The 19,481-nt window shown below is 72.5% G+C and carries 17 protein-coding genes; 9 read left to right on the forward strand and 8 right to left on the reverse strand.

The annotated features are described in order from the left end of the window. The first annotated feature begins 298 nt into the window (after positions 1-298). Positions 299-1,474 (forward strand): TetR/AcrR family transcriptional regulator, encoded by a 1,176-nt coding sequence (locus M8542_RS31440; RefSeq protein ID WP_257923914.1) that lies wholly within the window; start codon positions 299-301, stop codon positions 1,472-1,474. Here M8542_RS31440 and M8542_RS31445 read toward each other — a convergent pair. Genes M8542_RS31445 through M8542_RS31455 form a run of 3 tightly spaced genes read right to left on the reverse strand, consistent with a single transcriptional unit; the run spans position 1,440 to position 4,008 of the window. After that, positions 1,440-2,600, reverse strand: a complete 1,161-nt coding sequence (locus tag M8542_RS31445; RefSeq protein WP_257923915.1) for an acyl-CoA dehydrogenase family protein — start codon at positions 2,598-2,600, stop codon at positions 1,440-1,442. The two genes, M8542_RS31440 and M8542_RS31445, sit on opposite strands and share 35 nt — an antisense overlap. Positions 2,601-2,647: 47 nt before the next feature. After that, on the reverse strand, positions 2,648-3,679 hold the full coding sequence (locus M8542_RS31450) for a hypothetical protein (RefSeq protein ID WP_257923916.1): 1,032 nt from the start codon (positions 3,677-3,679) through the stop codon (positions 2,648-2,650). A gap of 2 nt (positions 3,680-3,681) precedes the next feature. Beyond that, positions 3,682-4,008 carry a hypothetical protein gene (locus M8542_RS31455; protein WP_257923917.1) on the reverse strand — a complete coding sequence of 109 codons (327 nt, stop codon included), beginning with the start codon at positions 4,006-4,008 and terminating at the stop codon, positions 3,682-3,684. 187 nt (positions 4,009-4,195) lie between these two features. Here M8542_RS31455 and M8542_RS31460 point away from each other — a divergent pair, with 187 nt between their 5' ends. The 5 genes from M8542_RS31460 (at position 4,196) to M8542_RS31480 (ending at position 10,905) form a co-directional block, all read left to right on the forward strand. Next, entirely contained in the window at positions 4,196-7,600 is a 3,405-nt protein-coding gene (locus tag M8542_RS31460) for a TM0106 family RecB-like putative nuclease (protein ID WP_257923918.1), read from the forward strand. Positions 7,601-7,607: 7 nt separating this feature from the next. After that, positions 7,608-8,381 (forward strand): maleylpyruvate isomerase family mycothiol-dependent enzyme, encoded by a 774-nt coding sequence (locus M8542_RS31465; protein WP_257923919.1) that lies wholly within the window; start codon positions 7,608-7,610, stop codon positions 8,379-8,381. Positions 8,382-8,462: 81 nt separating this feature from the next. After that, on the forward strand, positions 8,463-8,726 hold the full coding sequence (locus tag M8542_RS31470; RefSeq protein ID WP_257923920.1) for a hypothetical protein: 264 nt from the start codon (positions 8,463-8,465) through the stop codon (positions 8,724-8,726). Further along, positions 8,723-9,661, forward strand: coding sequence for a hypothetical protein (locus M8542_RS31475; protein ID WP_257923921.1), 939 nt, complete (start codon positions 8,723-8,725; stop codon positions 9,659-9,661). The genes M8542_RS31470 and M8542_RS31475 overlap by 4 nt, the downstream gene beginning before the upstream one ends. Continuing rightward, positions 9,658-10,905: a CHAT domain-containing protein gene (locus M8542_RS31480; protein WP_257923922.1), complete on the forward strand. Its 1,248-nt coding sequence runs from the start codon at positions 9,658-9,660 to the stop codon at positions 10,903-10,905. The genes M8542_RS31475 and M8542_RS31480 overlap by 4 nt, the downstream gene beginning before the upstream one ends. A gap of 12 nt (positions 10,906-10,917) precedes the next feature. Here the strand turns inward: M8542_RS31480 and M8542_RS31485 are convergent, their stop codons facing one another. Beyond that, positions 10,918-12,489, reverse strand: a complete 1,572-nt coding sequence (locus M8542_RS31485; RefSeq protein WP_257923923.1) for a long-chain-fatty-acid--CoA ligase — start codon at positions 12,487-12,489, stop codon at positions 10,918-10,920. Between the two features lie 172 nt (positions 12,490-12,661). Between M8542_RS31485 and M8542_RS31490 the strand changes: the two genes are divergently transcribed. Genes M8542_RS31490 through dapA form a run of 3 tightly spaced genes read left to right on the forward strand, consistent with a single transcriptional unit; the run spans position 12,662 to position 16,274 of the window. Further along, a complete protein-coding gene (locus M8542_RS31490) occupies positions 12,662-14,002 on the forward strand; it encodes an MFS transporter (RefSeq protein ID WP_257923924.1) in 1,341 nt (446 codons plus the stop codon). Next, positions 13,999-15,387, forward strand: a complete 1,389-nt coding sequence (locus M8542_RS31495; protein WP_257923925.1) for a protoporphyrinogen/coproporphyrinogen oxidase — start codon at positions 13,999-14,001, stop codon at positions 15,385-15,387. The genes M8542_RS31490 and M8542_RS31495 overlap by 4 nt, the downstream gene beginning before the upstream one ends. After that, positions 15,384-16,274, forward strand: a complete 891-nt coding sequence (dapA, locus tag M8542_RS31500) for a 4-hydroxy-tetrahydrodipicolinate synthase (protein ID WP_257923926.1) — start codon at positions 15,384-15,386, stop codon at positions 16,272-16,274. The genes M8542_RS31495 and dapA overlap by 4 nt, the downstream gene beginning before the upstream one ends. A 216-nt stretch (positions 16,275-16,490) precedes the next feature. Here dapA and M8542_RS31505 read toward each other — a convergent pair whose 3' ends face one another. The 4 genes from M8542_RS31505 to M8542_RS31520 form a co-directional block, all read right to left on the reverse strand. Further along, positions 16,491-17,144: a GntR family transcriptional regulator gene (locus M8542_RS31505; RefSeq protein ID WP_257923927.1), complete on the reverse strand. Its 654-nt coding sequence runs from the start codon at positions 17,142-17,144 to the stop codon at positions 16,491-16,493. A gap of 63 nt (positions 17,145-17,207) precedes the next feature. Further along, positions 17,208-17,774, reverse strand: a complete 567-nt coding sequence (gene mug, locus M8542_RS31510) for a G/U mismatch-specific DNA glycosylase (protein ID WP_257923928.1) — start codon at positions 17,772-17,774, stop codon at positions 17,208-17,210. Beyond that, the gene (locus M8542_RS31515; protein ID WP_308210306.1) at positions 17,771-18,985 is read right to left on the reverse strand and encodes an epoxide hydrolase family protein; all 1,215 of its coding nucleotides are present in this window, start codon (positions 18,983-18,985) and stop codon (positions 17,771-17,773) included. The genes mug and M8542_RS31515 overlap by 4 nt, the downstream gene beginning before the upstream one ends. Continuing rightward, positions 18,982-19,446 carry a MarR family transcriptional regulator gene (locus tag M8542_RS31520; RefSeq protein ID WP_257923929.1) on the reverse strand — a complete coding sequence of 155 codons (465 nt, stop codon included), beginning with the start codon at positions 19,444-19,446 and terminating at the stop codon, positions 18,982-18,984. The genes M8542_RS31515 and M8542_RS31520 overlap by 4 nt, the downstream gene beginning before the upstream one ends. Positions 19,447-19,481 lie beyond the last annotated feature (35 nt).

A 19,481-nucleotide genomic window follows, 5' to 3' on the forward strand; every position in this document is an offset into this window, starting at 1 on the left:
GTGCCGTGCCGTGCCGTGCCGTGCCGTGCCGTGCCGCGCCGTGCCGGCGGCGAGCGCGGGGCGGCGGCCGCGGCCCCGCGCCGCGATCAAGGTCGTGTCCGGCGGCGGCCGTGCCCTGCGGTGGCAGCTGTGTCCTGTGGCGGCGGGCGCTCCTCGCGATCGCGGCCGTGCCCGGTGGCGGCGGCCGTGCCCGGCAGCGCCGATGAGCCGAGTCAGGCGCGCACCCCGCGGTCGGCTCACCGGCCACGCGCAACTACGCTGGCGGTTCACGCGACCTCGGCTGAAGGGGGACGCCGGCATGGCGGAGGCGACCGCGGTCCGGAGCCGCCGCCCGGCGAACCGGCGGGAACTGATCGTCGAGGCCGCCGCGGCCTTGTTCGCCGATCGGGGGTTCGAGTTCGTCTCCGTCGGCGACATCGCCGAGCGGGTCGGGTTCGGGCCGTCGGCGCTCTACCGGCACTTCGCCGGCAAGGACGAGCTGCTCGGCGCCGCCGTCGACCACGCGCTCGACCGGCTCGCCGACGCGCTCGACGGGGTCACCGCCGGCTCCGACGTCCGGCGCCGGACCGTCGACGCCGTCGCCCGGTTCGCCCTCGACCACCGCACCGCCGCCGTGCTGTGGGAGCGGGAAGCACGCAACCTGCCGCCCGACGCCTTCGCGGCCCGGGCCGCGAAGCTGGCCGGGCTGCGGACCACCTTCGTCGAGGCCGTCGAGGGCGCGCCGGCGCAGCTCGCCGGCCGGATGGCCTTCGCGATCCTGCTCAGCCCGGCGTTCCACCACGGCGTCCTGCCGCCGGCGAAGGTCCGTTCGGTGCTGGCCGAGACCGCCTTCGCGGTGCTCGACGCCGAAACCACCGTCCCGGCGCCGTCGACCGCGCCGGTCCCGCCCGGCCTGGCCCGCGGCACGAAGCGCGAGCAGATCCTGCAGACGGCGTTGCGCATCTTCACCGAGCAGACCTACTCCGGCACCGGCATGACCGACATCGCGGCCGCGGTCGGGCTGTCCGCGTCCAGCATCTACAACCACTTCGGCACGAAGGCCGAGATCCTGCTGGAGGCGCTGAACCGCGGCAACGGCTACCTGCAGGTCACCCTCGACGACGCCCTCCGCGAAGCCGGCGACGAAGCCGCGGCGCTGCGCCGGCTGGTCGCGGTCTACTCGGCTTTCGCCGTCCGCCACAGCGGGTTCGTCGACGCCCTCGTGACCGAGCTGCGCAGCCTCGGCGACCAGGCCGAACCGCTGATCCAGGCGCAGCGGGACTACGTCGGCGAGTGGATCCGGCTCTGCGTCGCCACCCGCCGCGACCTGGACGAACCACGCGCCCAGTTCGTGGTCCAGGCCGTGCTCATGGCGGTGAACGAAATCGCGCGCGAGCGGACGCTGAGCCCGCTGCCGGGCATCGACGCCGCCCTGGCCGAGCTGGCGACCGCGGCCCTGCTCACCCCGGACGGCGGAGCGGGTTCCGGGCGATGAGCTGCGCGGCGATCACGTTGCGCTGGATTTCGTTGGTGCCTTCGCCGACGATCATCAGCGGCGCGTCCCGGAAGTAGCGTTCGACGTCGTACTCCTTGGAGTAGCCGTAGCCGCCGTGCACGCGGATCGCGTCGAGGGCGACCTGCATGGCGGTTTCGGAGGCGAACAGCTTCGCCATCCCGGCCTCCATGTCCGCGCGTTCACCGGCGTCGAGCTTCTCGGCGGCGTCGAGGGTGAGCAGCCGGGCGGCACGCATCTTGGTGGCCATGTCGGCCAGGAGGTTCCCGACGGACTGGTGCTTCCAGATCGGCTTGCCGAAGGACTCCCGTTCCTGGGCGTAGCGCACGGCGTCGTTCAGCGCGGCCTGTCCGACGCCCAGCGCCCGCGAGGCGACCTGGATCCGGCCGACTTCCAGGCCACGCATCATCTGCGCCCAGCCCTGGTCCGGCGTCCCGCCGAGGACGGCGTCGCCGGGCACGGCCATGGCGTCGAAGACCAGCTCGCACGCCTCGACCCCGCGGTAGCCGAGCTTGGGCAGCTTCGGGGAGATGGTGAGGCCGTCGCCGGGCTCGACGAGCAGGACGCTCATCCCGCGGTGCGCCGGGGACGCGTCGCGGTCGGTGATGCAGAGCAAGCCGATCAGCCCGGAGTGGGCGGCGTTGGAGATCCACGTCTTGGACCCGGTGATCGAGTAGCCCTCGCCGGCGGGGTCGGCGTGGGTGCGCATGGCCTGCAGATCGCTGCCGCCACCGGGTTCGGTGAGCGCCATGGTCGCGCGGATCGTGCCCTCGGCCATGGCGGGCAGGTACTTCGCTCGCTGCTCGGGCGTGCCGAACGTCTTGAGCAGGTACGTGATCACGGAGTGCCCGCCGATCGCGCCGGCCAGGCTCATCCAGCCCCGCGCCAGCTCCTCGGTGACCCGGGCGAAACACGCCGTGCTCACGTCCACGCCGCCGTGCTCGGCCGGGGCCAGGAGGCCGAAGAACCCCAGCTCCTTCATCTCGTCGATGAGCTCGGCCGGGTACACGTCGTCGGCTTCGAACTCGCGGACGCGCGGGCGGACCCGGTCGTCGACGAACCTGGCCACCAGGGCCACCATCTGCGCTTCGTCGTCGGTCAGCGTCATCGCCCGATCTTCTCCCGGCGGCGCCGCTTGCGAAACCGCGGGCCCGCTCAGGCGGGCGTGCCCTCCAGGCGCCGGGTCAGCGGACCGGGCTCCTCGTCCTCGGGCAGGGTCTTCGGCAGCTTGTCGACCTTCTCGGCGAACTTCCCCCAGCCGTCGGCTTCGCGGAGGCGGAACTCGGCGGACGTGAAGTGCGGGTCGCGGATGTCGATGGTCGCCTTGGCGCCGGAGAAGAACGTCCGGCCGTTCTCCGTCGTGATGTCGGTGACCACGCCTTCGAGGGACTTCGCCAGCCGGTCGCCGGCCGCGGCCAGGTTCTCGCGCAGCTCCGCGACCTTCGGGGTCGACTCCGCGATGATCTTGTCGGGCTGGGTGGCCGCCAGCACCTCGTTGCGCTCCTGGATGTCGCCGACGACCTGCCGGACCACCTGGAACAGCGCGATCGGATCCTTCTTCGCCTCGTACGCGGCGAGCGCGCCGTCGAACATCTTCACCTTGAACTCGCGCTTCGTGGTTTCCGCGAGCGCCGCCGCGTCGGTCAGCGCGTCGGTGAGGGCGGCGGAGAACTGCTCCGCGTTGTCCTCACCGGTGCGCACCAGCAGGTTGTACTGGGTGAGCACCTCCTGCAGCAGCTTGACGGCGGCGTTCTGGTTCCGCGCGAACGTCTTCAGCTCGCTGAGCTTGTCCAGGACCGCGACCGCCGCTTTGCCCTCCCAGTCGCCGAGGCGATCCTTCGCGTCGTCCATCCGGTCCAGCACGCCGTCCGCGCCGTAGGCCGCCTGCTCCAGCTTCCCCAGGGCGGCGTCGACGCCGTTCAGGTGACTGTCGTCGATCGGGCTCACGTGCCCGTGCAGCTGCCCCATCAGCGTGTAGACGTCCCACACGGCGTCCTTCTTCTTCGCCGCGTCGATGGAGACTTTCTTGACGTACTCCTCGGTCTGCTGCTCCGCGGGGCCGCCGATGCCGGGCAGCACCGGTTCCGGCGATTGCTGCAGCAGGATCCGCGCGCACCGGTCGATGACGTCGCACAGGCGCAGGAACTCGGTCATCAGCTGCTGCTGGAGGTCCTCGAACTTCGCCATGGTCAGCCTTCCTGGCCGTCGGCGCGCGCGTACAGCGTCTTGATGTTCAATAACGCGTGCTGGGCGTACTCGAGCTGGTCGGTGAGGTGCTTCTGCCGCTTCTCGACGATGTCGGCGAGCTCCGCGATGCAGGTCTCGAGCTTGCGCAGCGGCAGGTCCGAGGTGGCGCCCCGCAGCAGGTCGTCCAGCGTGCAGCCGTCGGTGAACTCGATCCCCGCGCGGCCGACGTGCAGATAGCCCGCGCGCTTGCGGGCGTCCTCGGCAGCGGTGCCCAACGCGCCCGCCGCGCTCGCCAGCCCACTCAGGTCGACCTTGAAACCGTCACCCATTCCCGCTCCTCTCGCGGGTCCCACCCTGCCGTCCGGGTGGGAGGTGACGCGAGCGCAACCCAGGCCAATGTCCGGTCTTGGCCAGTGCCGGCCCCGGGTTGGGGCCGGCCGCCGGCGCTGCGACGCACCGGCGTGTCCGGCCGGTCTGCTCCGGCCGGGGGTACGCCGCGTGTCAGACTGCCCGGCGATGCACACCCCAGCCGATCTCGCCGACCTGCTCGAATGCGAACACCGCAGTGTCCTGAACCAGGCGTCGGCCGCGGGCCTGCCCGGGGCGCCGCGGCCCGTGCCCGACCCGGCCGCCGACCGGCGTGGGCGGGCGGCCGCGCGGGCGATGCTCGCCCGGCTGCACGGGGAAGGCCACGACGTCTTCGAGATCGACACCGCCGACCGCGTCGCCGCCGCCGAGACCACCGCGGCCGCGCTGTGGTCGGGTGCGGCGGTGATTTCCCAGGCCGTGCTGCACGACGAGGACTTCTCGGGGACGGCGGACTTCCTGATCCAGGACGCCGAAGGCCGCTACGAGGTCTACGACGCCGAACCCGCCCGGCAGGCGAAGCCCGCGGCGGTGGTCCGGCTGGTCGCGTTCGCCGACGCGCTGCGCCGGGCCGGCTGGCCGACCGGCCCGCACGTCCACCTGCGCCTGGGCGACGGCGGCACCCGAAGCCTAAGGGCCGAGGACTTCCGGCCCCTGGTGGACCGGCTGGCAGGCCGGCTGCGCGGCCGTCAGCCGATGCTGCCGACTCCGTTGTGGGCCGACGAACGCCCGGCCTGCGCCGGCTGCGGGTACGCCCGCCACTGCGCGTCGGCGCGCGAAGCCGACCGCGACCTCCTGCTCGTCGCCGGGATGCGTGGTGACCAGCGCCGCAAGCTCACCGCCGCCGGGCTGGGCTCCATCGACGCGCTCGCGGCGGCGACGCCGGGCGACCGGCCGCGGGACCTGTCGCTCACCTCCTTCACCACCCTGCGCGCGCAGGCCGCGCTCCAGGTGCGCCAGGACACCACCGGCGAGGTCAGCTACGAGGTCGTCGACGCCGACGCCCTGGCCGCCCTGCCGGCACCCACGCCCGGAGACGTCTTCACCGATCTCGCGGGTGACCCGCACGCGCTGGCGGGCGAAGGGCTGGAGTTCCTCTTCGGAGCCCTCACCCCCGGCAGCGACCAGCGCTTCACACCGTTCTGGGCGCACAGCCGCGCCCAGGAGAAGCGTGCCTTCGAGGAGTTCGTCGACTTCGCCGCCGCGCGGGTCGCCGAGCACCCCGGCTCGCACGTCTACCACTACGGGCCGTACGAGGTGACCGCGGTCAAGCGGCTCGCGGCCGTGCACGGGACCCGCGAGGAGACCGTCGACCAGCTGCTGCGCGGCGGCGCCCTGGTGGACCTGCACACGGTCGTCCGCAAGGCGCTGCGGGTCTCGCAGCGGTCGTACTCGATCCGGCACCTCGAGCCGCTCTACCGGCCCGGCACCCGCGAGGGTGACGGGAAGACCGCGCTGTCGGACGTCGAGGCGTACGAGGAGTACCTGCTGCTCGCGCGGTCGGCCGAGCCGGGCCGGGCGGAGGAGGTCCTGCGCGGCATCGCCGGGGACAGCGAAGAGGACTGCGTCTCGGCGTTGCGGTTGTTCGAGTTCCTCCACCAGGTCCGCGCCGACGCCGGCATCGATCTCGCTGTCCCGGAGGAGGAATCGCCCGAGGACGCGCTGCTGCGGGAGGCCGAGGAGGACGTCGCCGCCCAACGCCGGGCCGAGCGCGCCGCGCGGCTGGCCGCCCTGGTCGACCCGCTGCTCGACGGCCTGCCGGACGATCCGGCCGAGTTCACCGCCGACGAGCGGGCGCGGGCGTTGCTGGCGGCCGCGGTCGGCTACCACCGGCGCGAGACCAACCCCGCGTGGTGGGAGTACTTCCGCCAGCTGGCCGCGCCGCTCGGCGACCTCGAGGTCGACACCTCGTGCACCGTGCCGGTGTCGCTGGACGCGGGGGAGTGGGTCCCGCCGGCCGGGCGCGTCCGGCTCGCGAAGCGGACCGTGGTCATGGCGTGCGACCCGGACCGGCCGCACCCGTTCGCGCCGGGCGACGAAGTCCGGCTGCGCTACGCCGGGATCACCCGCGACGCCAAGGTCGCGGCCGCGTCGGCGGTGGAGCTGACGCTGGAGGAGAGCTGCCCGCCCGACGCGACCACTGCCGACCGGCCGTCCGCGGTGCTGCCGGGCAGCCCGGTGCGGCCCTCGCCCAAGGACGAGGCGGTCGCCGACCTCGCGCAGCTGGTCGTCGACGCGCTCCCGCTGCTGCCCCGCCACCCCGGCGTCGACCTGCTCCGGCGGACCCCGCCGCGGCTGCGGGGCGGCGCTTTGCCCGAGCCGGGCCCCGATCTGGTCGCCACCGTGATCGAGGCGGTCGAGGCCCTCGACGGCTCGACGCTGGCGGTGCAGGGGCCACCGGGCGCGGGCAAGACGTTCCTGGCGGGCAAGCTGATCGCCCGGCTCGTGCGGGCCGGGCACACCGTCGCCGTCACCTCGACCAGCCACAAGGCCGTCGAGAACGTGCTGAGCGCGGCGAAGAAGAGCGCTCCGGAGCTGCCGTGCGCCAAGCGCGCGAAGCGGGCCCCGGACCCGGCCGCGCCGTGGGAGCAGCCGAAGAGCAACCCGGCGCTGGTGAAGTGGCGGGCCGAGCACGACACCGGGCACCTGGTCGGCGGCACGGCGTGGACGTTCGCCAACGCCGCGATCCGGGAAGAGCCGTTCGACCTGCTGATCATCGACGAGGCCGGCCAGTTCGCCCTGGCCGACGCGCTGGCGGTGTCGATGTGCGCGAAGAACCTGCTGCTGCTGGGCGACCCGCAGCAGCTGCCGCAGGTGGTGCAGGGGACGCACCCGGCGGGCGCGGAGGCGTCGGCGCTGGGCCACCTCATCGGCGAAGCCGACATCATGCCGGCGGCCCTCGGCTACTTCCTCGACGAGACGCGGCGCATGCACCCCGCGGTGTGCGAACCGGTGTCGAAGCTGTCCTACGCAGGCCGCCTGCGGGCCCACCCGTCGGCCGCCGAGCGCGCCCTCGCGGGCGTCCCCGCCGGGCTGTACCTGGCCGAGGTCGACCACCACGGCAACACGACCCGCTCGGTGGAGGAAGCCGCGGCGGTCGTGGACATCGTCACGGCCCTGATCGGTCGCGTGTGGACCGACCACGGCGCCGACCGGCCGCTGGCCGACACCGACATCGTCGTGGTGGCGCCGTACAACCTGCAGGCGCGGACGGTGACGCGGGCGTTGCAGGACGCCGGTTTCCCGGGCGTGCGGGTGGGCACGGTCGACCGCTTCCAGGGCCAGGAGGCTCCGGTCGTGATCACGACGATGACGTCGTCGTCGGCGGTCGACCTGCCCCGCGGCCTCGACTTCCTGTTGTCCCGCAACCGGCTCAACGTCGCCCTCTCGCGGGCGCAGGTCCTGGCGGTGCTGGTGTGCTCGGCCAAGCTGGTCGAGGCGGACATCCGCACGGTGGAGCAGATGCGGCTGGTGGCGGGCATGATCGGCCTGCTGGGCGACGCGCGGCCCTGGACGTCCACCGCGGTGGAACACCCGGGTCCCGCCGCGAGTTGACCCTGGCATGAGCCAACTCGTGGACCGCACGATCACCGCACTCCGAGCCGAGCACGACGACCTCGCCGGCCTCGTCCGCACCCTCACCGACGACCAGCTGGCCGCGATCGGCGGCGCCGCGGAATGGACGGTCGCCCAGACCCTGTCCCACCTGGGCAGCGGCGCCGAGATCGGCCGGGCACCCATCGCCCGGGCCGCCGGCGAGCGCGTCGAGGCCGAAGAGAACCAGACGATCTGGGCCCGCTGGGACGCGTCCGAGCCGCGCGCGCAGGCCGAAGGGTTCCTGGAGTACAACAGCCGCTGGCTCGACACGGTCGAGGCGCTGACGGCGGAGCAGCGCACGTCGCTGACCGTCGACCTGGGTTTCCTGCCGGAGCCGGTGTCCTTGGAGACGGCGCTGGGCATGCGCCTGAGCGAGGTGGCGAACCACTCGTGGGACGTCCGGGTGGCGTTCGACCCGGACGCCGAGGTGGCCGCGAACTCGGCGGCGGTGCTGGTGGAGCTGCTGACCGGACCGGTCGGGTTCCTGCTGGGGTTCCTGGCGAAGCCGGCGGAGCTGCCGAGCCCGGCGTCGATCGCGATCCCGGGCGGCGGTCTGGTGGTGTCCGACTCGGTCAGCCTGGTGCCGGACCTCGAGTCCCCGTCGGCGACGTTCAGCGGCTCGGCGGCGGCGTTCGTGCGGCTGGTCAGCGGGCGGTTGAAGGCACCGTACGACAAGGGGATCGACGTGGCGGGCAATGTGACGCTCGACGAGCTGCGCCGCGTGTTCCCCGGCTTCTGACGCCGGTCCGCGGTGTAACGGCCGCGGCGCGCCGGGCGACCACAGAGTGATCGAACGGGCACGTGCCGGACTGGAGGAACCGTGGAACTCTTCTGGGTCGGGCTCGGCCTGTTCGCCGCCGGCGCCATTCTGAACGCCGCCGGTTGGCAATGGCACCGGCGCGCCAAGCGGGGCATCGACGCCGGGCTGCTGAAGTGGCTCGTCGGAGTGCTCTCCGAGTGGTTCGGGATGCTGACCGGGCCCGACCACACCGGCGGCCAGCGCCTGGCCGCGTTCGGCTCGATCCTGAGCGCCGTCGGCCTGGTGCTGGCCATCGTGGGCATCGGTGTCTGGGCCACCGCATGAGGTCACCGGAGCGGACCACCCTGAGCCGCACGCTGCGGACCACGTTCCGGCTGCTGCCCGTCCTGGTGGCCGCGGGGTGCGTCGTGGCATCGGCTCTGCTGTGGGGGTCGGCGTTGACCAACGCCCGGGCGGGCACCCCGAACTCCGCCGACCTCGGCCTGTTCGCCCTGGCCGGCGCGCTCGGCGCCGCGTTGCGCAGCATCGCGTACCTGCTGGCCTCGGCCAGCTTCACGACGCGGCAGGACTCGCAGTGGCGGCTGGAAACCCTGGTTTCCCCCGTGCTCGGCGCGGTGGCCGGCAGTGGCGCCTACCTCCTGGTGCTTTCGACCGTCGTCCAGGCCGGCGGGATCAACCCCGCCGGCCAGTACCTCGTGTCCCTGCTGGCCGGGACTTCCGCGCTGACCCTGTTCGGCCGCATCGCCGAGCGGGGGCTGCTGCGGTCGGGCACGAACCGGTCCGGCATCCTCGGGGGCGAGGTCTCGCCGTCCGTGCCGATGCTGCAGCGCATCGACGCGTTGCTGGAGCAGCGCGTCTCGGACCTCACGATCGTCGACTACGACGGGTTCGCGCTGGTCGCGTCGCGCCGGATCAGCCCGATCCAGTGGGAGATCACCGTCCGGTTCTTCACGGACCTGCGGGAGATTCCCGATGTCCCGCCGCGGAGTGAGGTGCGCCCCGTCGAGGTGCGCGGGGGAGTCCGGAAGGATTCCGTGCCGTTCCTGCTCTCCGTGGCCGCCGACCGCGTGCACGCCCTTCCGTCACAGCTGACGGCCTCGGTGCCCAGCCGCGGGATCTCGCCGGATTCGACCCTGGTCGTCGAGCTCATCGACGTCGACGAAGACCGCGGGGACCGCGAGCGCCTGGTGGTGGTCGTCCAGATCGGCCAGGGCACGCAGATCCTCCAGGCGGTCCCCATCGGGCTCGACTTCCGATGACCGCTGGGGAAACGGAGTTGCCGGTCGCGTCGCTGCGGATCGAGCGCCTCGGCTCGAGCGAGTACGCGATCCACCTCGAATCGTCCTTGCCGGGCGTCGCACCACAACGCATCGTCCGCGAAGGCTACGAAGAGCTGGGGAAGACGTACGGGACCGCCCGCGCCGCGTTGGAGAGCTACACCGACGGCGGCGACCTGGTCTTGAACCCGTCGCCGCAGAAGGGCGCCAAGATCCTCGGTGACATCCGCGGCCTGGGCAGGACACTGCTGACGGCGCTGGTGGGAGAGCGTCGCGGGCAAGCCATGAAACGCTTCCACGACTTCTTCTCCACCGTGGAACGGCGGACACCCGGCGGCGTCGCTCCGGTGCTGACCGTCGTCTCGCCGGTCGACCTGCCGTTCGAGCTCATGCCGGTCGTCGGCGACGAGCACCAGATCGTCGCGGCCGCGCCGTTCGGGCTCGCCGACCAATGCGTGTCGCGGTTCCTGGGGCTGCGGTTCGTGCTCCACCGGTTCGGGCAGAGCACCCGTCCCGGCCCCACCAACCTGGCGTTGCGGGCCGGCGGGGAGCGGGACACCGTCGTGCTCGCTCCCTACTGGAACGAAAAGGTCGGCAAGGTCCGCGCCGAGCTCGCCGAACTGGCCGGGTTCGGCTACCTCGCGGTGCGGGACCCGCAGCCCGACCGCGGTGCGCTCGGCCAGGCGTCACCCCAGGAGCACATCGCCCGGCTCCTCATCCGCGACCGGGCCGATCGAGAAGAGATCGTCCACGTCGCGGCCCATTGCGAAGCACCCGACGGTGACCCTCCGGTCCTGCACACGATGGTCTTCGGGGTGAAGACCTTCCCGTGGAAGTACGAACTCGTGCGGGTGTCCGGCTCGGATCTCGTCAGCGCCGAGGAAAACGTGTGGGACGAGAACCGGCCCGGGCTGCCGGACGGCCCGTTGGCGTTCCTCAACGCCTGCCGCACGGCGGGCAGCAGCTTCAGTGACTACACGTCCATTCCCGAGATGTTGCTGAACGCCTACTACCGCACGGTCGTGAGCCCGCTCGTGACGGTCAACTCGGCGCCGGCGATGGTGCTGGCGAGGTTCTTCTACGAGGCACTCGGGCAGCGGCGCACGGTGGGCGGGGCGTTGCGGTGGGCGAGGGTCAAGCTTCTCGAGGAACACGGCAACCCGTTGGGGCTGGCGTACTGCTGCCACGGCGAGAGCCGCTTGCGCGTCGCCGAGCGAGCCTTCTGACGGAGCCGGCCGTCAGACCGGCGTGTCCGCGGCGGCCGCATACGCGATGTCCGGCCCCACCCGCTCCCAAACCACACCAGGCCCGCTCACGCCCTCCGCCGACAGCCGTCGCTTGAGGACCTTGAACGTCGACGTCCGTGGTAGCTCGCCGACCGTTCGCACGTACCTGGGCACCTGCTTGGGGCCCAGATCCGGCTGGGCGGCGAGGAACCGGCCGAACTCCGCCGGATCCAGCGGTGAGCCATCGGTGACGATCGCCGCCATCACCTGGTCTCCCGTCACCCGGTCCGGGACCGCGTACACCGCCGTGTCCGTGATTGCCGGGTGGCGGAGCAGGATGCGCTCGATCGGTGCCGTGCCGAGGTTTTCGCCGTCCACGCGGAGCCAGTCGCCCAGGCGGCCGGCGAAGTAGCAGAATCCCGCCGCGTCGGCGTACGCCAGGTCCCCGGTGTGGAACCGGCCGTCGCGCAGGCGTTCCGCGTCCGCTTCCGGGTCGCGGTAGTAGCCCGCGAACCAGCCCGCGCCCGAGGTGTTGACCAGCTCGCCGACCGCTTCCCCGGCGTTGGCCAGGCTGCCGTCGGGGGCGAACTCGGCCGGGGGGCACGGCCGGCCGGTGTGCGGGTGCCGGATCGCCACGTCCGCCGTCGGCCGGCCGAGGGAGCCGGGTGGGGTGTCGTCGGTGCGGGCGAACCCCACGCCGCCCTCGGTCGAGCCGAACGCGTCGATCACCTTGCAGCCGAAGCGTTTCTCGAACGCGGCCAGGTCGGCGCTCGCCCCTTCGTTGCCGTAGACGAGCCGCAGGGGGTTGTCCGCGTCGTCCGGCTGCGGCGGCGTGGCGACCACATAGGACAGTGGCTTGCCCACGTAGTTGGCGTACGTGACGCCGAACTTCCGCACGTCGGGCAGGAAGCCGGACGCGGAGAACCGGCGGCGCAGGGCGATACTCGCGCCGGCTGCGAGCCCGACCGCCCAGCCCGCCATGATGGCGTTCGAGTGGAACATCGGCATCGACACGTACACCGTGTCCGACGCGGACAGCCGGAAGCGCTCGGCGAGCATCGCGCCGGGGAACGCGATCTTGCCGTGCGTGCAGCGGACGGCTTTCGGGTCGCCGCTGGTGCCGGAGGTGAAGATCAGCATCAGCAGGTCGTCCGGCGACGCGGGGACGGGGTCGATCGGCGCGGCCGCCGTCGACCACGAGTCCAGCTCCCGCACCTCGATCCCGCCGAGGTCCAGCCCCGCCAGCAGGGGCTGGTACTTGCGCTCGGCGAGCACGAACTGGCAGTCGGCGAGCCGGATGTCCCGCGCGAGGGCCGCCCCGCGCCGCGTGGGGTTGAGCCCGACCAGCACCGCCCCGGCGAACGCGCAGGCGCCGAGGAGAAGGGAGAACTCGGGCACGTTGTCGGCCAGCACGCCGACGTGCGGCGGCTTGGCCCAGTCCAACGTCTCCCGCAGGTCAGCCGCGCGGCACGCCGACGCCCTGACGTGCGAAGCCCACGTGTGCGTCTCGTCCTCGAACCGCAGGCCCGGACGTTCGTCCCCGGCGCGGGCCAGCAGCAGCTCGGTCACCGTCGGGACGCTCATCCCCGCACCTCCACGCACCGGCGGCCAGAAGTGGAACAGGTTCTAGTTCTACCACAGGTCGCCGGACGCGGTTGACGTAACGCGGCTCACGTCGTACCTTCATTGAACTGATATACCAGAGCGATGTCAGATTCCGCCCCCCACCGCCCGCCTGCGTCGAAACGGACCACGCATGTCTCACGCACTCGACGACGCTTCCTTGTCGTCTTTTCACAAACGACTGGCGATCTACTCGTCCGGAGGCCCGTTCCTCGACGGCTACATCCTCAGCATCATCGGCGTCGCGATGGTGCAGGTGACGCCGGAGTTCGGGCTGTCCGCGTCCGCGCAGGGCCTGGTCGGCGCCGCCGCGCTGATCGGCATCTTCTTCGGCGCGTTCCTCGGCGGCCGGCTGACCGACCGGTTCGGCAGGCACCTGCTCTTCACCGTCGACCTGATCGCGTTGCTGGGCTGCTCGGTCCTGCAGGCCTTCGTCCAGAACGCGGTGTGGCTCATCATCCTGCGGCTGCTCATCGGCGTCGCCGTCGGCGCGGACTACCCGATCGCGACGTCGCTGCTGGCGGAGTTCACCCCGCGCCGCTACCGCGGCAAGCTGCTCGGCGCGTACGTGACCATGTGGTTCGTCGGCGCGGCCGCGGCCTACGTCGTCGGCCAGTTCCTCCTCGAGGTCGACGGCGGCTGGCGCTGGATGCTGGCCAGCTCCGCCCTGCCCGCGCTGGTGATCATCCTGCTCCGGCTGGGCACGCCCGAATCGCCGCGGTGGCTGGTCAAGGTCGGCCGCACCGAGGAAGCCCAGAAGGTCCTCACCAAGGTCTACGGCGAAGGCGCCACCATCGCCGACCTCGCCGACGAAGGCACCGCGAACATCGGTGTCCGCGAACTGATCCGCTCCGGCTACGGGAAGCGGATGGCCTTCATCACGATCTTCTGGACCTGCTCGATCGTGCCGCTGTTCGCCGTCTACGCGTTCGGCCCGGCCATCCTCGACGCCTTCGGGCTCGGCGGCGACCTGTCGCACATCGGCTCGGCCGTCATCACCGTGCTGTTCCTCGTCGGCTGCCTGGTCGCCGTCGCGCTCATCGACCGGATGGGCCGGCGCTCGCTGATCATGCACAGCTTCGCCTGGAGCGGGCTCGCGCTGCTGGCACTGGGCCTGTTCCCGAACGCCGGCACCGGCGTCATCATCACGCTCTTCGCCGCGTACGCGCTGCTCATCGGCGGCACCCAGATCCTGCAGTGGGTGTACCCCAACGAGCTCTTCCCGACCGAGATCCGCGGTTCGGCCGTCGGCCTCGCGTCTTCGCTGAGCCGGATCGGCGCGGCGGCGGGCACCTACCTCGTGCCGCTGGTCCTCTCCGGGCTCGGCATCGGCACCACGATGATCATCGCCGGCGTCATCACCCTGCTCGGCCTGGCCGTCTCCTTCGCCTGGGCCCCCGAAACGCGCGGCAAAACCCTCGCGGAATGCGCCGCGCTGGAAACCGTTCCGCTGGAAAGGAAGATCGCGTCGTGAAGGACGTCGTCATCGTCGGAGGCGGTCTCGCCGGCCTCTCCGCCGGCTGGAGGCTGCGGCACTGGGACACCCTCGTCCTCGAAGCCGGCTCGCGGGTCGGCGGCCGGATCCGCTCCGAACGCCGTGGCCGCTACTGGCTCAACTGGGGTGGGCACGTCTTCGCCGGCCCCGGCACCGCCACCGACGCGCTGCTGACCGAGGCCGGCGTGGCCGCGGCCAAGGTCCCCGGGCAGCTCGCGGGATTGTCGATGAACGGGAAGCTGCTGCTCGACGGGCACGTCGCGACCTACCCGTTCCGCGTCCCGATGCCGCTTGCCTCGCGGATCGCGTTGCTGAAGGCCGGGCTCAAGGTCGGCACCCGCGTCGCGGAGTACGCGAAGCTGGTGCGGCAGCGGCCGGGGGAGGAGCCGGCCACCCGGCAGCAGCGGATCTACGACTTCGAAAACCACCGCAGCTTCCGCGACTTCGTCGGCGAACTGCCCGAAGACGCCGAGGCGTTGTTCCGCCCGACCGTGACCCGCTCGGCCGCGGACCCGCGCGAGCTCGGCGCGGGCGCCGGGATCGGCTACTTCAGCCTCGTGCTGAACATCGGCCAAGGCCTCAACCGCGGGATCATCGGCGGTCCCTCGACCCTCACCGAGAGCCTCGCCGCCGCGCTGCCCGGCCGGGTCCGGCTCGGCGCGGCCGTCACCGAGATCGTCCACAAGCGACGGTCGGTCGTGGTCCGCTACCGCCAGGATGGCGCCGACCACGAGGTCGAGGCTCGCTGCGTCGTGCTGGCGACGCCGGCCACGACGGCCTACCGGGTCGCCGTCGACCTCCCGGCCGACATCCGCGACGCCCTCGGGCAGGTGCGGTACGGCCCGTACGTGAGCGCCGCCTTCCTCACCGACGAGACGGCGCCCCGGCCGTGGGACCGCGCCTACGCGATCGCCACCCCCAAGCGGTCGTTCAACATCGCGCTCAACCAGTCGAGCGCGGTGCGCGCCACCGAACGGGAACGCCTGCCGGGCAGCAGCATCATGACGTTCTCCCCGGCGAGCCTCGCCCGGGGGCTGCTGGAGAAGAGCGACGAGGAGATCCTCCGGACCTACACCGGCGACCTCGACCAGGTGCTGGGCGCGGGCTTCGGCGGCTCGGTCGTCGAAGCGCAGGTCCAGCGCTGGGAAACCGGGGCGCCGTACTGCTTCCCGGGCCGCGGCGCGCTCCAGCCCGCGCTGACCCGCCGCGACAGCCGCGTGTTCCTCGCCGGTGACTACCTCGGCACGTTGTACACCGAAACCGCCGTCCAGACCGGCTTTTCCGCCGCGCAGGAGGCCGTCAGCCTCCTGGCCACCGAACGCCAGCAGAGCCCCGCCCGCCTCACCGCAGGAGACCCTCGATGACCGAGTTACACGGAGTGCTCACCGCGCTCGCCACCCCCTTCACCGACGACGGTGCCGTCGACCAGGCCCGGTTGCGCGCCTTGGTGGACCGCTCGATCGACGGCGGCGTGCACGGCGTCGTCGCCTGCGGCTCCACCGGCGAGTTCAGCGCCCTGAGCGGCGACGAGCGTCGGCTGGTCGTGGAGACGGTCGTCGACCAGGTCGCCGGGCGGGTGCCGGTGATCGCGCAGACCGGCGCGACCAGCACCGCCGAAGCGATCCGGCTGTCCCGCCACGCCCAGTCCGCCGGGGCCGACGTGGTCATGACGGTGGCGCCCTACTACGAGCCGCTGTCCCTCGACGAGACGCTGACCTACCTGCGGACCGTCGCCGGGTCGGTGGACATCCCGGTGATGCTCTACAACCTGCCGGTCGCCACCGGCGTCGACCTCGACCCGGACACCGTCGGCGCGCTGGCCCGCGAGGTGCCGAACATCCGCTACATCAAGAACACCACGGTCGACCTCGCCCAGTCCGCGCGGCTGATCCACGAGCACGGCGACGTGCTCTCGACGTTCGTCGGCTGGGACAGCCTGCTGCTGACCTCGCTCGTCGAAGGGGCCGCTGGGGTGATGGCCGGGACGGCGAACGTGGTGCCCGCCGAGCTCGTCGCCGTGCACGACGCCGTCCGCGCCGGTGACCTGACGTCGGCACGCGAGGCGTGGGCGCGGGTCTTCCCGCTCGTCGACGCGATCATGGCCCAGCCGTTCATCCCCGCCGTCCGGGCCGGGCTGGCGGCCGCGGGGTTCCCGATCGGCCGGCCGCGCGCGCCGATCGCCGAGCTCGACGCGGGCGCGGGCGCGCACATCGCGGACCTCGTGGCCACGCTCAGCCGGGTACCGGCCTGAGCCGGCTCGAAGCCGACCGTTCACAGGCGGTGGACGACCGCGCGTACCTGTTCGGAGAAGTCGCGCAGGTGTGCTTCGGCGGCTTTGCGGGCGGCCGGGGGGTCGCGGTGCACGATGGCGTCGACGACCGCGGCCTGGTTGGCCGGGTGCGCGGGGTCGGCCTGGCGGAGCTCATCGGGTGCCTCGATCGCGCGGGTTCTTCGTCGTGTCGGCCGTTCACAGGCGGTGGACGACCGCGCGTACCTGTTCGGAGAAGTCGCGCAGGTGCGCTTCGGCGGCTTTGCGGGCGGCCGGGGCGTCGCGGTGCACGATGGCGTCGACGACGGCGCGCTGGCTGGCCAGGTGCGCGGGGTCGGCCCGGCGGTCGCGCAGGCTGAGGTTCCAGATGCGCAGGGCGAGGTTGACGTACTGGTTGAGCGAAGACTCGAGGAAGTCGTTGTGGGCGGCGGCGTAGATCGCCCGGTGCACCCGCGCGTCCAGCTCGGAGTGGTCGGTCCGCTCGCGGCTGCCGTGCACGAGCTTTTCGGCCAGCTCGACGAGCTCGGCGCGCTGGGCGTCGGTCGCGCGTTCCGCGGCCAGGGCGGCCGCGAGCCCTTCCAGCTCCAGGCGGACCTCGGTGAGGCGGGCTTCGTCGGAGAGGTTGATGGCGGCGACGAAGGTGCCGCGGCGCGGGTAGCTGACGGCGAGCTTTTCCAGCGTCAGCCGGCGCAGCGCCTCGCGGATCGGGGTGAGGCCGAACCCGAGGGACGCGCTGAGCGCCTTCTCGTCCAGCGGCGCACCGGGCGGCAGTTCGACGGCGACGATGGCGTCGCGGATGCGGCGGTACGCCTGGTCCGCCAGTCGTTCGCTGCCGACGAGCCCTTCGGCCACGGTCCACCGCCTTCCCCTGGTCGTGGTATCTCTGCCCAGTTTATGTGCGCGTGGTCTGAAATTTCACGTGGGCTCGGGGAACGGGCCGTCGCCGAGGACGCCGGACCGGTCGGGCGCGCCGATGCCGATCCGCAGCCGGGCGAACTCGACCGCCAGCGCCGGCGGCGGGAAGTGCGCGTTGAGGCCACTGGGGTTGGGCACGATCCACACCCGGGCGCCGCCGATCGTGGCCTCTTGCGGGCCGAGCCGGGCGCGGGGCGCCCCGAACGCCGTCCGGTAGCCGGTGACGCCCAGCATCGCCAGCCACCGCGGCCGGATCGCCCGCACCCGCTCCGCGAGGTCCTCCCCGCCGGCGACGAGCTCCTCGCGCGACAGCTGCGCGGCGCGGGCCGTGGGGCGGCGGACGATGCTGGTGATGCCCAGGCCCCAGCCGAGCAGCAGCCGCTCCTCTTCGGCCCGCAGCTGCCGGGGCGTGAACCCCGAGCGGTGCAGGGCGGGCCAGAACCGGTTGCCCGGGGTGTGGAAGCTGTGCCCGGCCACCGCAGACGCGAGACCGGGGTTGATGCCGACGAACACGACCCGCAGCCCCTCGTCGAGCACGTCCGGCAGGACCGCTTCGGTCGCCGTCACGGCCTGCGGTCCCGGAAGGTGCGGCGCAGGTCGTCGACCCAGGCGCCCGGGTTCTCCCAGGGGATGAAGTGGCCGCCGTGCTCGTGCGCGGTGACGTTCACGGCGTTGAACCAGGCCGCCTGCGGGCCGGTTTCGAACGCCCGCACGCGGTCCTCGGCGGTGTGGACGCCGGGCGGGTTCTCGTAGGTGACGAGGGTGAGCCCGGCCGGCGCCTCCACGACCGGGGTGCGGTCGTGGGCCGGCGTCCAGGGGTAGCGGTTGGCGTTGGCGTAGTAGCGCATCGACGTGGCGATGGAGTTGGTCACCCAGTAGATCGTCGCGTGGGTGAGCAGGTCGTCCCGGGTGAACACGGACTCGAGGTCGCCGCCGTTGTCGCTCCAGGCGTTCCAGCGCTCCAGCAGCCAGGCGAGCAGGCCGGCGGGGGAGTCGCTCAGGCCGTGCGCGAGGGTGGCGCCGTCGAGCACGTGCACGGCCAGGTGCGCCGCCGAGCGGCGGTCGAGCTCGACGAGGCGGGCGCGGACGTCGGCGGGCTGGTCTTCGGTGAGCGGCCGGTTCCGCGCGAAGTCCCAGGCGCGGGGGCCGGTGAAGAAGTCGAGTGGCAGCCCGGAGCCGATGTGGATGCCGTACAGCTCGCCGGCGTACTTGTGGCCGAGCTGGCTGGTGACGATCCCGCCGATGTCGCAGCCGCCGGCGGCGTACTTCGCGTAGCCCAGCGTTTCGGTCATCAAGGTGTGCCAGAGGTCGGCGACCTTCCAGAAGTTGACGTCCGGGAAGCCGGTGAGCGGGTCCGGGAACCCGAAGCCGGGCAGGGACGGCACGAGGACGTCGAACGCGTCGGCGGGGTCGCCGCCGAAGGCCGCCGGGTCGGCGAGCGGGTCGATCACCTTCGACCAGTGCCAGAACGTCCACGGCCAGCCGTGGGTGAGCAGCAGCGGGATCGGGCGCGGGCCGCGGCCGGGCTTGCGCAGGAAGTGCACCGGCACCCCGGCAACGTCCACGCGGTAGTGCTCGTAGGCGTTGATGGCGGCTTCGGCCTTGCGCCAGTCGAAGCCGTCCTGCCAATAGGCGACGAGCTCGCCGAGATAACCGGCCGGGACGCCGTAGGACCAGTCTTCGTTGCCCTCGTCCAGCGGCGGCCGGGTCAGGGCGAGCCGGGCACGCAGGTCGTCGAGGACCTCGTCCGGCACGTGGATCGGGGTGGGCGTGATCACGGGGTTCCTTGCCGGGTGGGTTCGGAGGCGAGCCGGGCGGCTTCGTGGAGCGCGGGCAGCGCCGCGGCGAGCGCCTGCCGGTGGCGCGGGTCGAGCCGGCCGGCCAGGTCGGCCAGGCGACCGACGCGCTCCCGGCGCCGGGCCTCGACGGCCGCGGCGCCGGCTTCGGTCACCTGGACCAGCACCGCCCGGCCGTCACTCGGGTCCGGGGACCGCACGGCCAGGCCGTCGCGCTCGAGCCGGGTGACGAGCTGGGTCATCGCGGGCTGGGTGACCCGCTCGCTCCCGGTCAGCTCGGACAACCGCATCGGCCCGCGGGTGGCGAGGGTGTGCAGCACGCCGAGGGTGGTGAAGCTCAGCTGCGCGACGGAGGCCAGGCGGATGAAGGCCGCGGTGAACTGCTCCATGGCGAGATCGAACGCCTCGACGTCGAGCGCGGTCCGGGACGCCTGGGTGACCATGACGGCGACTATATAAGCTGCGTATGTTTTTGTCC

Source organism: Amycolatopsis iheyensis (assembly GCF_024703995.1).
GTDB classification, from domain to species: Bacteria; Actinomycetota; Actinomycetes; order Mycobacteriales; family Pseudonocardiaceae; genus Amycolatopsis; species Amycolatopsis iheyensis.

What these genes read in the sequence shown, in the direction of transcription:
- M8542_RS31440 (WP_257923914.1), top strand. Translation starts at nt 299, where the DNA reads ATGGCGGAGGCGACCGCGGTCCGGAGCCGCCGCCCGGCGAACCGGCGG.
- M8542_RS31445 (WP_257923915.1), bottom strand. Translation starts at nt 2,600, where the DNA reads ATGACGCTGACCGACGACGAAGCGCAGATGGTGGCCCTGGTGGCCAGG.
- M8542_RS31450 (WP_257923916.1), bottom strand. Translation starts at nt 3,679, where the DNA reads ATGGCGAAGTTCGAGGACCTCCAGCAGCAGCTGATGACCGAGTTCCTG.
- M8542_RS31455 (WP_257923917.1), bottom strand. Translation starts at nt 4,008, where the DNA reads ATGGGTGACGGTTTCAAGGTCGACCTGAGTGGGCTGGCGAGCGCGGCG.
- M8542_RS31460 (WP_257923918.1), top strand. Translation starts at nt 4,196, where the DNA reads ATGCACACCCCAGCCGATCTCGCCGACCTGCTCGAATGCGAACACCGC.
- M8542_RS31465 (WP_257923919.1), top strand. Translation starts at nt 7,608, where the DNA reads ATGAGCCAACTCGTGGACCGCACGATCACCGCACTCCGAGCCGAGCAC.
- M8542_RS31475 (WP_257923921.1), top strand. Translation starts at nt 8,723, where the DNA reads ATGAGGTCACCGGAGCGGACCACCCTGAGCCGCACGCTGCGGACCACG.
- M8542_RS31480 (WP_257923922.1), top strand. Translation starts at nt 9,658, where the DNA reads ATGACCGCTGGGGAAACGGAGTTGCCGGTCGCGTCGCTGCGGATCGAG.
- M8542_RS31485 (WP_257923923.1), bottom strand. Translation starts at nt 12,489, where the DNA reads ATGAGCGTCCCGACGGTGACCGAGCTGCTGCTGGCCCGCGCCGGGGAC.
- M8542_RS31490 (WP_257923924.1), top strand. Translation starts at nt 12,662, where the DNA reads ATGTCTCACGCACTCGACGACGCTTCCTTGTCGTCTTTTCACAAACGA.
- dapA (WP_257923926.1), top strand. Translation starts at nt 15,384, where the DNA reads ATGACCGAGTTACACGGAGTGCTCACCGCGCTCGCCACCCCCTTCACC.
- M8542_RS31520 (WP_257923929.1), bottom strand. Translation starts at nt 19,446, where the DNA reads ATGGTCACCCAGGCGTCCCGGACCGCGCTCGACGTCGAGGCGTTCGAT.